The sequence below is a fragment of the Streptomyces sp. NPDC048142 genome, assembly GCF_043202835.1.
Classification (GTDB): Bacteria; Actinomycetota; Actinomycetes; order Streptomycetales; family Streptomycetaceae; genus Streptomyces.
The window spans coordinates 187205-200679 of sequence record NZ_JBIDBC010000010.1; the positions used below are offsets into that span (position 1 = coordinate 187205).

At 71.0% G+C, this 13475-nt stretch carries 11 protein-coding genes; 4 read left to right on the top strand and 7 right to left on the bottom strand.

The features are described 5' to 3' along the window. Positions 1–4: 4 nt before the first annotated feature. The gene (rsmI, locus tag ACGF2Y_RS16145; RefSeq protein ID WP_392947163.1) at positions 5–925 is read right to left on the bottom strand and encodes a 16S rRNA (cytidine(1402)-2'-O)-methyltransferase; all 921 of its coding nucleotides are present in this window, start codon (positions 923–925) and stop codon (positions 5–7) included. 53 nt (positions 926–978) lie between these two features. Here rsmI and ACGF2Y_RS16150 point away from each other — a divergent pair, with 53 nt between their 5' ends. Both ACGF2Y_RS16150 and ACGF2Y_RS16155 read left to right on the top strand, forming a co-directional pair. Continuing rightward, positions 979–2745: a dolichyl-phosphate-mannose--protein mannosyltransferase gene (locus ACGF2Y_RS16150; protein WP_392947165.1), complete on the top strand. Its 1767-nt coding sequence runs from the start codon at positions 979–981 to the stop codon at positions 2743–2745. A gap of 80 nt (positions 2746–2825) precedes the next feature. Continuing rightward, positions 2826–3671, top strand: coding sequence for a hypothetical protein (locus ACGF2Y_RS16155; RefSeq protein ID WP_392947166.1), 846 nt, complete (start codon positions 2826–2828; stop codon positions 3669–3671). Positions 3672–3771: 100 nt separating this feature from the next. Here the strand turns inward: ACGF2Y_RS16155 and ACGF2Y_RS16160 are convergent, their stop codons facing one another. Continuing rightward, positions 3772–5184: a hypothetical protein gene (locus ACGF2Y_RS16160; protein WP_392947168.1), complete on the bottom strand. Its 1413-nt coding sequence runs from the start codon at positions 5182–5184 to the stop codon at positions 3772–3774. 250 nt (positions 5185–5434) lie between these two features. Between ACGF2Y_RS16160 and ACGF2Y_RS16165 the strand changes: the two genes are divergently transcribed. Then, positions 5435–7078 carry a penicillin-binding transpeptidase domain-containing protein gene (locus ACGF2Y_RS16165; RefSeq protein ID WP_392947169.1) on the top strand — a complete coding sequence of 548 codons (1644 nt, stop codon included), beginning with the start codon at positions 5435–5437 and terminating at the stop codon, positions 7076–7078. Positions 7079–7488: 410 nt separating this feature from the next. On the opposite strand, the gene ACGF2Y_RS16170 is transcribed toward ACGF2Y_RS16165, so the two are convergent. The 5 genes from ACGF2Y_RS16170 to ACGF2Y_RS16190 form a co-directional block, all read right to left on the bottom strand. Then, positions 7489–9063 (bottom strand): alanine/glycine:cation symporter family protein, encoded by a 1575-nt coding sequence (locus ACGF2Y_RS16170; protein ID WP_392947171.1) that lies wholly within the window; start codon positions 9061–9063, stop codon positions 7489–7491. Positions 9064–9507: 444 nt separating this feature from the next. Next, complete coding sequence (locus ACGF2Y_RS16175) at positions 9508–10419, bottom strand: alpha/beta fold hydrolase (RefSeq protein WP_392947173.1); 912 nt, start codon at positions 10417–10419, stop codon at positions 9508–9510. A gap of 21 nt (positions 10420–10440) precedes the next feature. After that, a complete protein-coding gene (locus ACGF2Y_RS16180) occupies positions 10441–11451 on the bottom strand; it encodes a PucR family transcriptional regulator (protein WP_392947307.1) in 1011 nt (336 codons plus the stop codon). Positions 11452–11755: 304 nt separating this feature from the next. After that, positions 11756–11965: a DUF397 domain-containing protein gene (locus tag ACGF2Y_RS16185; protein ID WP_392947175.1), complete on the bottom strand. Its 210-nt coding sequence runs from the start codon at positions 11963–11965 to the stop codon at positions 11756–11758. Beyond that, positions 11962–12840, bottom strand: a complete 879-nt coding sequence (locus tag ACGF2Y_RS16190; protein ID WP_392947177.1) for a helix-turn-helix domain-containing protein — start codon at positions 12838–12840, stop codon at positions 11962–11964. The genes ACGF2Y_RS16185 and ACGF2Y_RS16190 overlap by 4 nt, the downstream gene beginning before the upstream one ends. A 164-nt stretch (positions 12841–13004) precedes the next feature. Between ACGF2Y_RS16190 and ACGF2Y_RS16195 the strand changes: the two genes are divergently transcribed. After that, the gene (locus tag ACGF2Y_RS16195; RefSeq protein ID WP_392947180.1) at positions 13005–13445 is read left to right on the top strand and encodes an ATP-binding protein; all 441 of its coding nucleotides are present in this window, start codon (positions 13005–13007) and stop codon (positions 13443–13445) included. The last annotated feature ends 30 nt before the right edge of the window (positions 13446–13475 follow it).

Here is a 13475-nt window from a genome sequence, read left to right on the forward strand (position 1 = left end):
TCATCTACACGTCCTTCCCCGAGTCCTTCTCTACGTGCTTCCCCGCGTTCTTCCCCGCGTCCTTCTCCGCGTTCTTGGCTGCCACCACCGCATCGAACACATCCCGCTTCGGCAGCCCGGCGGCGGCGGCGACAGCGGCGATGGCCTCCTTGCGCCGCTCCCCCGCCTCCTCGCGCACCCGCACGCGCCGCACAAGCTCCTCGGCGTCCAGCCCTTCGTCGCCGGAGTCGGAGGCGCCTTCGACGACGACGGTGATCTCGCCCCGCACCCCCTCGGCGGCCCACACCGCCAGCTCACCGAGCGGACCGCGCTTGACCTCCTCGTACGTCTTGGTCAGCTCCCGGCACACGGCGGCGCGCCGCTCGGCCCCGAAGACCTCGGCCATGGCGGCAAGGGTGTCGTCGAGCCGGTGCGGGGCCTCGAAGAAGACCATGGTGCGCCGCTCGTCGGCGTTCTCGCGGAGCTTGGAGAGCCGTTCACCGGCCTTGCGCGGCAGAAACCCCTCGAAGCAGAACCGGTCCACGGGCAGCCCGGAGAGCGCGAGCGCGGTGAGCACAGCGGACGGCCCCGGGACGGCGGTGACGCGGATGTCCTTCTCCACGGCGGCGGCGACGAGCCGGTAGCCGGGGTCGGAGACGGACGGCATACCGGCATCGGTGACCAGCAGCACCCGGGCGCCGCCGGTCAGGGCTTCCACGAGTTCCGGCGTGCGGGCGGACTCGTTCCCCTCGAAGTAGGAGACGACACGCCCCGAGGTGTGAATACCGAGCGCCTGGGTGAGCCGGCGCAGCCGCCGGGTGTCCTCGGCGGCGACGACGTCGGCCCGCTCCAGTTCGGCGGCGAGGCGCGGCGGGGCGTCCGCCACGTCACCGATGGGGGTCCCTGCGAGCACGAGCGTTCCAGTCGTTCCAGTCACAAGAGCCATCCTCGCAGCACGGGCAGCGCCCTTCGCACAGATGCGTTCCCTACGATGGCGCGGTGACGAGTACCGCACCCGAGACCCAGCGGGGCCAGGACGCCGGGGACCCGCTCGGCGAGCAGCCGACCTCCTGGCAACGGCGGCTGCGCCGCTTCGGCCATGTCCCCCGCCCGGAGACCTCGCTCCGCGACCGGCTGGACCCGCCGTACAACCGGCCGGGACGGCAGATGTGGTCGGTGCTCGCGATCCCTCCGCACGTGGCCGACCGGCTGGTGCGGTGGTCCGGGTGGGGCGGCCCGCTGCTGGTGACCCTGGTCGCCGGGCTGCTGCGCTTCTGGAGGCTGGACCAGCCGCACGCGGTGATATTCGACGAGACGTACTACGCGAAGGACGCGTGGGCGCTGGTCAACCAGGGGTACGAGGGGTCGTGGCCCAAGGACGTCGACAAGCTGATCCTCAAGGACCCTTCCGCCGTCCCGATCCCGACCGACCCGGGCTATGTGGTGCACCCGCCGGTCGGCAAGTGGATCATCGGGTTCGGTGAGCAGCTGTTCGGTTTCACGCCGTTCGGCTGGCGCTTCATGGTGGCGGTGCTCGGCACGGTCTCCGTCCTCCTGCTGTGCCGGATCGGCCGGCGGCTGTTCCGCTCGACGTTCCTGGGCTGTCTGGCGGGCCTGCTGCTCGCGGTGGACGGGCTGCACTTCGTGATGAGCCGGACCGCGCTGCTCGATCTGATCGTCATGTTCTTCGTGCTGGCCGCGTTCGGCTGCCTGGTGGTGGACCGGGACCGCTCCCGGCGCAGGCTCTCCGACGCGCTGCCGGTGGACGGGGAGGGGGTGCTGCGCCCGGACGCCGGGGTCGCGGAGACCCTGCGCCTGGGGTGGCGGCCGTGGCGTCTTGCGGCGGGCGTGATGCTGGGCCTGGCCTTCGCCACGAAGTGGAACGGCCTCTACGTCCTGGCCGCGTTCGGCCTGATGACGGTTCTGTGGGACGTCGGTGCGCGGCGCACGGCGGGCGCGGTGCGCCCGTACCGGGCGGTGCTGCGCCGGGATCTGATCCCCGCCTTCCTCTCCACGGTGCCGGTCGCGATCGTCACGTACGTCGTCTCGTGGACCGGCTGGATCGTCACGGACAAGGGCTACTACCGCAACTGGGCGGCCACCGAGGGCAAGGACTCATCCTGGAACTGGCTGCCGGACTGGCTGCGCAGCCTGTGGCACTACGAGAACCAGGTGTACGACTTCCACGTCGGCCTGACCTCGGGCCACACCTACGAGTCGAACCCGTGGAGCTGGCTCGTGCTGGGCCGACCGGTGTCGTACTTCTACGAGGAGCAGGCCGGCTGCGAGGAGTCGGCGACCGGCAAGTGCGCCGGCGAGGTCCTCGCCATCGGCACCCCGCTGCTGTGGTGGCTGGCCTGCTTCGCGCTCGCGTACGTGCTCTGGCGCTGGTTCTTCCGCCGCGACTGGCGGGCGGGCGCGATCGCCTGCGGTGTGGTGGCGGGCTGGCTGCCCTGGTTCTTCTACCAGGAACGCACGATCTTCCTCTTCTACGCGGTGGTGTTCGTCCCGTTCCTCTGTCTGGCCGTGACGATGATGCTGGGCGCGATCGTGGGCCCGGCGGCGGGCACGGGCACCCGGGCCGAACTGGGCCTCACCACCCAGGACCCCACCGGCGAACGCCGCCGCACGCTGGGGGTGATCGCGGTGGGCGTGCTGGTGCTCCTGGTCATCTGGAACTTCATCTATTTCTGGCCGCTGTACACGGGGACGTCGATCCCGGAGGACCTGTGGCGGGACCGGATGTGGCTGGACACCTGGGTGTAGGGGCGTGATGACCTACGGAGGCCCTGTCAGTGCCCTCGCGTACGTTGGGAGCCGTCACATGTGAACGGGAGGCATACACGGTGAAGGCGTACGACCTGGGGTTCGGGGAATCCGCGGACGAGCTGGTGATCCGGCCCGGCAAGGCCATCGGGATCGATCTGCCCGATGCCCGCGTCGCCGGGTGGTGCGGCGGTCGTGCGCCCGGCATCGGGACGGCCTCGTGGCCACGGAGTCCGGTCACCGGCCTGCCGATGATCCATGCCATCACGCTCGAACTGCCCGAGGACTACCGGCGCGAGGGCGCGGACCTGGTGGCGATCTCCTTCTTCCACGCCGACGACCATGTCGCCGACGACATCGAGGGCGTCGCCGAGCTGCTGGCGGGCACCGCGCCCACCGCGGAGCAGGCCGCCGATCCGTTCCTCGCGGCGGTGGCCGCGACGGCGGCGGCACGCCATCCGCAGCAGCGGGACCTGGAGGACCTGATCGGCGGGGCGCACGCGCTGATATGGCTCATCGCCGAGGAGTTCGCCGCGCCGCGCATCGGTCCCCCGGCCGACATCCGCCCGGCCGGGCTCGGTGACCGGTACAGCCGTGGCCAGAACGCCTGGGACGACAGCGCCCCCGAGACCACCGTGTGGATCGGCGAGCGCACCGGAGACCCGAACACCGGCATCGCCCCGTCGGAGGGCGGCGAGGGCGGCTATACGGGCGCCTGGTCCTCGGACGACGAGAAGCTCACAGCGTTCTGGTCGTCCGTGGAAGGGATCTCGCACCTGGGCGGCACGGTGATGCCCTGCCAGGGGCTGCCGGCGGAGCTGACCCCGTACGTGTTCGAGCTGGAGGACGGCGTCGGCGGGCTCAACCTCGGCGGCGGCAACGCACAGATCGACCTGGAGTCGGGCGCCTTCGACTGGGCGCAGTAGCGCGGTACCCGGCACGGCGGGGGCGGCCCCGGCGCGAGGAGCTGTCGAGGTCGGGCCGCCGGTGCCGCCGAGAGCTGTCGGCGGTACCGGCGGCCCGGACTCAGTCGCCCCCGCAGCCGCCGCCGCAGCTCGATCCGCAACTGGAGCCGCAGCCGCCCCCGCTGTGCCGGTTGCCGGAGTCTTTCCCGCTCGACCCGCTCGACCCGCTCGACGAGCGGCGCGGTGGGTTCCTGCGGCGCTCCTCCGCCTCGCGCTGCGCCCGCCGGTAGCGCTCCGCCCGCTCCCGGCCCTCGCGCAGCCGCTCCTGCTGCCGGGCGGGGCCGTCCGCCGGTTCCCAGGGGCCCAGCCCGTGGCGGCGGTCCGGGCGGAGCGGGGCGGTGGTCACGGTCGCGTACATCCGCCCCAGCTCCTGGTAACGGTGGTATTCGGCGCAGGCGTAGGCGAGGACGACCTCGTCGCCCTCCGCGAGGGTGCCGTACAGCACCGCTTCGAACGGCTCGTGCTTCGGATCGATGTCGTGGTGCCCGTTCCCCACCCCGTACGCCGAGCCGCTGCCCAGCAGCCGTGTCCTGGCGCGGGTGTCGCGCTTGCGGGGGATGTACGCGAGCAGCGGCGGCGCTGTGCGGGTGCGGGCGTCCGCGCACACCCAGTGGCGTCCGTCCGCCCCGGCGCGCACACCCACGATCAGGGCAGGCTGCTCCTCCTCGTACAGCCGTCGCGCCGCCCGGTAGGCGAGCTGACCCCGGCCGCCGAAGGCCGTACCGGCGACGAGGAGCACCAGGGCGATGCGCTGCTGTCCGACGGCGTCGTACGCGACGCCGGAGGAGGTCAGGTCTTCGATCAGGCCGTCGGTCAGGATGCCGAGGGCTGTCAGGCAGAGCGCCAGCCCGAGGTACACCTGCTCGTGGCCGCGGTGGCCGTCCGATTCCGGGACGCGGTCGGGCAGCGGGAAGCGGCGTCTCCCGGCCGCTTCGAGGGCCAGCGCCCGCTGCCGGCGGCGGGCCCGCAGTCGCAGGCAGCTTCCCGTGAGCGCCATGGCGCAGGCGGCGAGGACGACCAGGTGGCCGGATCCCGTCAGGCGGTCGGAGTCGCCGGGCCGGGCCAGCGACAGGCCGGCCTCCACAGCGACGTACAGCGCCGCCGGAACGGCCGCGACCGGAACGTACCGGTACCAGAGCGGCAGGGCGGTCAGCAGGACCACGCCCGGATACCTCAGCCAGTCCGTCCCGTCCCCGCTCCCGCCGCCCCGGGCGACGGACGCGGCCCCGGACGGGAGCCCGGACAGCAGGACGTAGGCCGTCGCCACCAGGACGGCCAGGATCCAGCCGCCCACGGCCGGGGCGAGCACGGCCGGGACCGCCGCCCTCCGCCACCGCTCGGCCTCGGCCACGGGCCAGGTGGCGACGCCGCCGGACAGCCGGGAGACCTCACCGCTTCCGGTCACGGACCAGGTGACGGAACCGCCGTCGGGCAGGATCTCGGGCGGCAGATGCTTGATGTGATACGCCGTCACCGGCCCACCGCCGCGCACCCTCGTATGCCCATGCCGCTGCCCATGCCGCACGCCCCCCGACGCTCGCTCCCCCGTGCATTCCCCGCCAGTCTGCCCACGCCGGTCCCCCATCACACGGCGGAGAGCGCTTTCCAGCCAAGCATTCCGGTCCGGTAACAACGTTCTCACCGCCTGCCGCAACCCTTTAGGGTTCCTCACAGTTGCTCCTTGAACGTGTTCAGGGGGCTCTCCTGGGGAGGGGGACTACAGGATGCGCAGTGGAGCGAAGGTCGCCGTGATCGGCGGAGCGTTCGTCCTGGTGGCCGGCGGGATCGGCTACGGGGCGTACAGCATGCTCGGGGACACGGTCGGCGAGGACGGCGGTACGCGGAGCGCGTCCGAGTCGTCGGAGGTGAAGACCGGGCCGCCGAGCGCGGAGGAGACAGCGGAGACGTCGAAGGGCTTCTTCGACGCGTGGGCGGCGGGGGACGCCTCGGCCGCGGCCGTCCTCACCAACAACGAGGCGGGCGCGGAGCCGGTGCTCGCCTCGTACGGCGAGGACGCCCGTATCGGCAAGGTGAAGATCACCCCGGGCGCGGCCGTCGGCACGAAGGTGCCCTACACGGTCAAGGCCACCGTCGCGTACGAGGGCAAGTCGAAGCCCCTGTCGTACGCCTCGGAGCTGACCGTGGTGCGCGGCCTGACGACGGGCAAGGCCCTGGTCGACTGGGACCCCACGGTCGTGCACCCGCAGCTGACGGAGGGCGCGACGCTGAGGACGGGCGAGGCCTCGACGCCGGCGATCGAGGCCGTCGACCGCAACGGGGCGGTGCTGACCAAGGAGAAGTACCCCTCGCTCGGGACGATCCTGGACACGCTGCGCGAGAAGTACGGGGCGAGCGCGGGCGGTTCGCCCGGCGTCGAGACGTGGATCGAGCCGGCCGACGAGGCCCTGCCGGACGTCAATCTGCTGACCCTGGCCAAGGGCAGGCCCGGCAAGGTGCGGACGACGCTGGACGCGGGTGCGCAGGCGGCGGCGGAGCGGGCGGTGAAGAAGTTCGACGAGTCCTCGGTGGTCGCGGTGAAGCCGTCCACCGGGGCGATCCGGGCCATCGCCAACAACCGTGCCGACGGCTACAACGCCGCGATGACCGGCCAGTTGGCCCCTGGTTCCACGATGAAGATCGTGACTGCCGCGATGATCATCCAACATGGTCTCGGAAGCATGGGCGCGAAAGTGGAGTGTCCGTCCACGGTGTCGTGGGAAGGGGTGACCTTCCACAACCTCGATGACTTCTCCATTGCTGACGCCACGCTGCGAGAAGCGTTCGCGCAGTCCTGCAACAGCACCTTCATCAAGCCGGTCAAACCGCTCGGCGACCGGGCCGGATCGGCTCTGGGCCAGGAGGCCAGGGACTATTTCGGCCTTGGCCAGGACAACTGGCAGACGGGCGTGGCCTCCTTCGACGGCAGCGTCCCGGAGTCCTCGGGGGCCGAGACCGCGGCCTCGTACATCGGGCAGGGCAAGGTGCTGATGAGCCCCCTGAACATGGCGTCCGTGACCGCCACGGTGAAGAACGGCTCCTTCAAGCAGCCGTACCTGGTCGCCCGTGAGCTGGACAACCGTCCGTTCGCCACAGCTCGCCCGCTGCCGGCCGGTGTGGCGGAGCAGCTGCGGCAGATGATGCGTTACACCGCGACCAGCCCCACCGGCACCGGCACCAAGTCCATGGCAGGCGTCGGCGGCGACAAGGGCGCCAAGACCGGTTCGGCCGAGGTCGACGGGCAGACCTCCAACAGCTGGTTCACCGGCTTCAGCAACGACCTCGCCGCGGCGGCGGTCGTCCAGTCCGGCGGCCACGGCGGCGACGCGGCGGGCCCGGTCGTGGCAGAGGTGCTGCGCGCGGGCGGCTGAGGCCCGGGGGGCTGACGTGAGGTGCGGCGGGCCTGGCCCCCGCCCGGTCCCCGCCCCGCCAGGTCCAGCGCCGGGCCACGCCGTGGGGCATCCGGGCTCCGGCAGGCGCCCGCAGGGTCCTCAGCGCCCGCGCCTGCCTGCTGTCGTGGCCGCCCTGAGTACCGGGCTCGCCGTCGCCGGGTACAGCACGGTCGACGGCGTCGAGGGCGCGCCTCGGGCACGCCGCTCGATCGCGTCGCGTGCTGATGGTTCTGGCGGGCCGGCGATCCCGGCGTACGCGTACTCGCGCGTACTACCGCCGCCGCGCCGGACTCCTCCCGCGCACGCCGTGACGCCCTGCCCGCATACGACGTGATGCCCCCCGCCCCTCCGGACAGGCAGGGGCGAGAGGCATCAGCGGAGGGTCGGGCTCAGACGCTCGCCTTCTCCGGCTCGTCGTCCTCGTCCTTGTCCCCGCCGGATCCGACGGCTGCACCGACCGCGTCGGCTTCGCCGACTTCGCCGGCCTTCCGGGCCCGGACGTGTTCGAGGAAGGAGTTGAGCTCGCGCTTGACGACCGGCGCGAGGAGGTAGAGGCCGATGATGTTGATGACGGCGAGGGTGAAGAGCACCGCGTCGGCCAGGTCGATGAGGGTCTGCAGGGTGAGCAGGGACCCCGAGACGGCGAACAGGGTGTAGAGGACCTTGTAGACGGTCTCGCTGGTGCGGCTGCGGCCGAAGAGGTACGTCCAGGCCTTGAGGCCGTAGTAGCCCCAGGTGAGGACCGTGGAGAACGCGAAGAGAATCACCGCGACGGTCAGGACGTACGGGAACCAGGGCAGCACGGTCTCGAAAGCGTCCGAGGTGATCGTCACGCCGCCGATGGACTCACCGTCGCGGGCCTCGCCCCAGCTGGCGGGGTTGGCGATGACGATGGTCAGCGCGGTCATGGTGCAGACGACGACCGTGTCGATGAACGGCTCCAGCAGGGCGACGAGGCCCTCACTAGCAGGGTGCTTGGTCTTGACCGCGGAGTGGGCGATCGGCGCGGAGCCGAGACCGGCCTCGTTGGAGAACGCGGCCCGCTTGAACCCGATGATCAGCGCACCGAGCACACCGCCCGCGACGCCCTCGGGGTTGAACGCGCCCTCGATGATCGTGCTGATCGCGGCGGGCACGGCGGTGAGGTTGACCAGGATGACCACGAGACACGCGGCGATGTAGATGCCTGCCATCGCGGGGATGAGCCGGCTGGTGACCTGGGCGATGGAGCGGATGCCGCCGAGCAGCACGATGCCGACGAGCGCGGCGACGAGGATGCCGAAGAAGAGCGCACCGCCGGAGGAGCCCATCGCACCGCTCTCGCCGCCGGTGACGGAGACGAGCTGGGCGTAGGACTGGTTGACCTGGAAGAGGTTGCCGCCGAAGAGCCCGAAGAACAGGATCATGATCGAGGCGAGCACGGCGAGGACCTTGCCGAGGTTCTTGCCGTTCCTGCCGAAGCGCTCGGCCAGCCCCTTGGGCAGGTAGTGCATCGGGCCGCCGGAGACGGTGCCGTCGGCGTGGATCTCGCGGTACTTCACGCCGAGGGTGACCTCGACGAACTTGGTGGCCATGCCGAGGAGACCGCAGAGGATCATCCAGAACGTGGCTCCGGCGCCGCCGATGGAGACGGCGACGGCCACACCGGCGATGTTCCCGAGGCCGACCGTGCCGGAGACGGCGGCGGTGAGCGCCTGGAAGTGGTTGACCTCGCCCGCCGAGTCCTTGTCGTCGTACTTGCCGCGCACCACGTCCACGGCGAGACGGAACTTGCGCACCTGGACGAATCCGAACCAGCCGGTGAAGACGAGGCCCGCCACCACCAGCCAGGTGACGATGAGCGGCACCTCCGCCCCGGCGACGGTGACGGAGTAGAAGACGATCCCGCCCAGCCATTCGGCTATGGGCTCGAAGAACCCGCTGACGGATTCATCGATGTTCTCGGTGATGGAGTCGAGTGTCACGTTGGCTACCTCGATAACGCGGGAACGGCGGACTTGGGGGTGCCTTCGCCGGTCGGTGTGCGATGGGGGGGATGAGCGAACGACGTTGTCCGGATGGCGACCAGGCGTGCCGCATGGGGCGAACGACGACGATGATCCCTCTGACCTGCTGCCGGATCAGTCCCGGCACTCCGCTGTGACGGCTCTTCCGCCTGCGAAGTTGGGCATTTGTACCACGGTGTTTACCGATCCCTTAGTGACCTGGATCACATTTTCGGATAATGGAAGTGAAGATGCTGGGCGGGTGACTTCATCGTTATACGGATCCCGGGATACATTTATCGGACACCTATCTGTGGGGCGGAGCGGCGTTCGAGCGGCCGGTGGGAACGCGGGGGTCCGGGGATCCGGGTCCGCTGGTCCCGCAGGCCCCCCGGCCCCAGGTACGCGAACCGGCGTGGCATGTCAGTCCCCCAGAGCCGCGCAGAACTCCTCCACCACGGCGCAGACCTCGACCGGCGCCTCGTCCAGCAGAAGGTGCCCCGCCCCCTCGATCACCCGGAACTCCGCCCCGAGCCGACGCCGCGCGGCAGGCCCCAACGTGTGCGGGGGCAGGAAGGGATCGAACCGCCCCGTGGCGACCAACGTCGGTACGGAGCGCCGTCGTTCGAGCAGATCTGACGGCAGAGGGGCCGGAGCGAGACTGGTCCGGCAGCAGCGTGCGACCAGATCCATCCACACGCCCAGGCCGCCGGGCAGCTCTCCTCGCCCCGGAGCGGCCATGTGGCGCAGCAACGCCGTCGACCGGGCGACCGAGGGCCGCAGGAGCCAGGGAACGGTGGCGGCCATGAGCGGGACGGGAATCCGCAGGCGCGTGATGCCCGCGCCGGAGAGCAGTACCCGGCCGACGATCCGGGGCGCATCGCAGGCAAGCGCGACCGCGCCCCCCAGGGAATGGCCCACCAGCACGGCCGGCCCCGGAACGGATTGTGCCAGTGCCTCGCTCAGCCAGTTCCCGTACCAGGACATGCGCCGGGCACGTGGGCGGCCGCCCGCGCTGAGCCCCGGCTGACCGGGCAGGTCCAGGATGGTCACGCGTCGTTCCCGGGCCATCGCCTCCACCAGGGGCAGGCACAGGGCGGCGTTCATGTTCGTCCCCGGCAGCAGCACGACGTCCGGCTCCCCGCCGCGCGGCTCCGGGCCCGCGGTCACGACGCCGGTGGCCCCCGCCGACGTCACCACCTCACTGCGGACATGGGCGAAGTCCCAGTCGGCGATCCGGTTCACACACCAGGACCGCACCTCCCGCCGCGCCTTCTCGTTCTTGTAGACCGAGGTCACGTGACCGTCCTTGTCGTCCCTTGTCGTCGTCGGCACAGCTCCGCGTCCTGTTCGCGTCTACGACTTGTTCGCGGGCCAGCCGAGGATCCGGGCCCCGATGACGGCGGTCTGCAGGGCGTAGCGGTGCCGGGGGTCAGCGGGGTCGGACCCGGTGAGCTGGTGGATGCGTTCGAGGCGATACGTGAGTGCGCGGACGCTCAGGGAGAGGTGTCGGGCGGCCTGGGTGGTGACACATCCGGAGTCGAAGTAGGCCGTGAGTGTCTCCAGATGCGGTTCCGGGCCACCGCGGGCCTTGAGGAGCGGCCCCAGCGTGGTCCGGACGAGGTCCGCCATGGCCTGCCGGTCCCGGGTCAGCACCGGGTAGACGAGAAGATCCGCGGCGTGCAGCACCGGGTCCTCCAGATCGAGACGGCCCGCCAGGTCCAGGGCCCGGAGGGCTTCCTCGTACGAGTGGACGACGCCCCCGGCACCGGGGTGCGGCCGCCCGATCGCGGCCCGTCCGCCGTCGGTCGCGGCATGGGCCTGTTTGGCGAAGTACATGAGGACCTCGCGCTGGTCCCCGGGGGCGATGCAGATCAGCCGGCCGTCCTTGGTGGTGAGGAGGATGCTGCGCTCCCCGAAGCGGCCGGTCACGGCCCGCTCCACGAGACGGGGCACGGGGTCGCCCTCGGCGTACGGGGCGGGCCCTTCGGCGACGGCGACGGCATGGGCGTGGGAGAACCGCAGCCCGAGCCGCTCGGCGCGTTCGGCCAGGTGCCCCGGTTCGCCGCGCCCGTACAGAAGGTCGTCGATGAACTCCCGCCGTACCGCCTCCTGCTGCCGGACGGCGAGCTGCTGGGCGCGTTCGTAGCCCTCGCAGAGCGCTTCGACGGCCAGTTGTACGGCGGCGAGCACACGGTCGGAACCCGTGGTCCCGGTGGGCCAGGCAGCCCGGGTCCGGGACAGGTGGTGCACGACCAGGCCCCGCAGGGTGGTGCCGTTGACCGCGGCCTCCTCCCCGAAGGACCGGAGCTTTTCCAACTCGTCCCCGGCGGGCCCCCTGCCCGTCGCGGCGACCGAGTCCAGCAGGGCTTCGAATCCGGGGCAGGTCTGCGCACAGGCCGACGGGGAAGCACCGGATCCACTCGGCGCGGGTGCCGCGGCCTGCCGCCCGCTCTGGGGCGGCTTCACCGGCGGCCGCAGGACCGAGGTCTCCTGAAATCCGGTGAACCGGGGCGTCTCGCTCGCTGGCGCAGGCTTTCGTCCACGACGGACAACCCTTCGAAGTCTCGGCGGACAGAGGGACGGCTGCCCCTCCGACGCCGACCAGACTTCCCGGCACACCAGCGCGCATGGCGACGCGTTGCCCGCATCATAGTGGCGGGGCGGGAGATCAGCGCCCTGCGGCGTACGGGACGAAGCAGGACCACGCGGTGGGCGTGACGGCAAGACGGGGGCCCTGGACATTCTTGGAGTCGCGTACGTGGACGGCGTGCTGGGCGGTCGCGACCTCGACGCACTCGTTGCTGTTGCTGCTGTCGCTGTAGCTGCTCTTGACCCACTCCAGCTCGGAAACGTCCCCGGCAGAGGTCTCGGTGATCATGTCTCTCCAAGTACTTGCTCGATGAAGGCCCGTGACTCCTTCGGGTCGAGAGCCTGAGCCCGGGTGATGCCACACTGTAGCTCGATGATCCGGAGCTGCTTCGGGTCGGAGACCGGCCTGCTGCCGAAGTCTCCCTGAGAGCGTCCCACCGCCGAGCCGTCCCTGAACTTCAGCACCTGCATCTCGCCGCCCATTCCAGCGTGTTCGTCACGGCTGGTCGGCATCACCTGAATCTCGACATGACGCAGCTGCCCTACTTCCAGGAGATGTTCGAGCTGTCGACGCCACACCATTTTGCCCCCGAGATGACGCCTCAAGGTCACCTCTTCCTGGACAAAGCTGAGCTCCGGGGTGGGCGAGCGGCCGAAGATGGACTGCCGGGCCACGCGAGCGGCCACCAGCCTCTCCACCTCGTCCTGAGAGAACGCGGGCCTGCGCATCCCGAACAACGCCCGCGCGTACTCCTCTGTCTGCAAGAGACCATGGATGTTGTGGCTGCCGTAGGCCGAGAGCTCCACCGCTGCGGCCTCCAACTTGGCCAGCTCCCGGATCTTCTTCGGGTACCGCACTTCTGCCAGGTCGGACTTCATCGCCGCGAGCTTGCCGCCCGCCCCCACCGCCACGTCCACGCCGTCCATGAACTCCGGGCGAGGGATACGCCGGCCGCCCTCGACCTTGTAGACAAGGTCCTCCCCGTACCCCATCGCAGCCCCGAGCTCGCACGCCCGCATGCCCGCCGCCTCGCGCCACGCCTTGATCTGGCGGCCCACGGCGGCCACCACCGCCACCCCCGACTCGTCGTCCGGGTCGACCTCCCAGCCTGGCTCGTCCACCCCGCTGTCCCCGTGCCCCGTACCGTCGCCAACCACGCTCATGCGAGCCCCACTTCCGACGTGCGTGCCGTTCTTCCCTCAACCGCGCCTCTTCCCCGCACGTCACCGAGGACAGCCAGGACAACACCGGACAAGCCCAGGACAGTGACCGTACGCAAGGACTCCGTCACTGGGCACGGTACGCAGGCGCGGCCACGCTTGGTGACATGAACCAAGAAATCGTCCGCACCCAACACACGCCTGCCGAACGGGCGTTCACCGTGCTGCTCTCACCCACCCGCCGGGGCGCCCGGCTCGCCCGACTGCTCACCGCAGCCCATCTCGGGGCGTGGGGACTCCCGTCGGAGGCGGAGGCGGCGGCACACATCGTGGCCGAGCTGGCGGCGAACGCGAGTGTGCACGGCCGCGTGAAGGGCCGGGACTTCCAACTCAGCCTGGCCGTCAACGGAGGGACGCTGCGGATCGAGGTGACCGACACGCGCGGCGACAGCGTTCCGGCGGGCCCGGGGACCGTCAAACCACCCGAGGACGAGGCGGAGACCGGGCGGGGCCTGCTCATCGTCGAGGCGCTGGCGGACCACTGGGGCATCGTTCCGGGGCCCGTTCCCCGCAAGACGGTATGGGCGGAGATCGACCTCGTACGGTGACGGCTCCCGCCGGGTCGTGAGCTGGTGCGA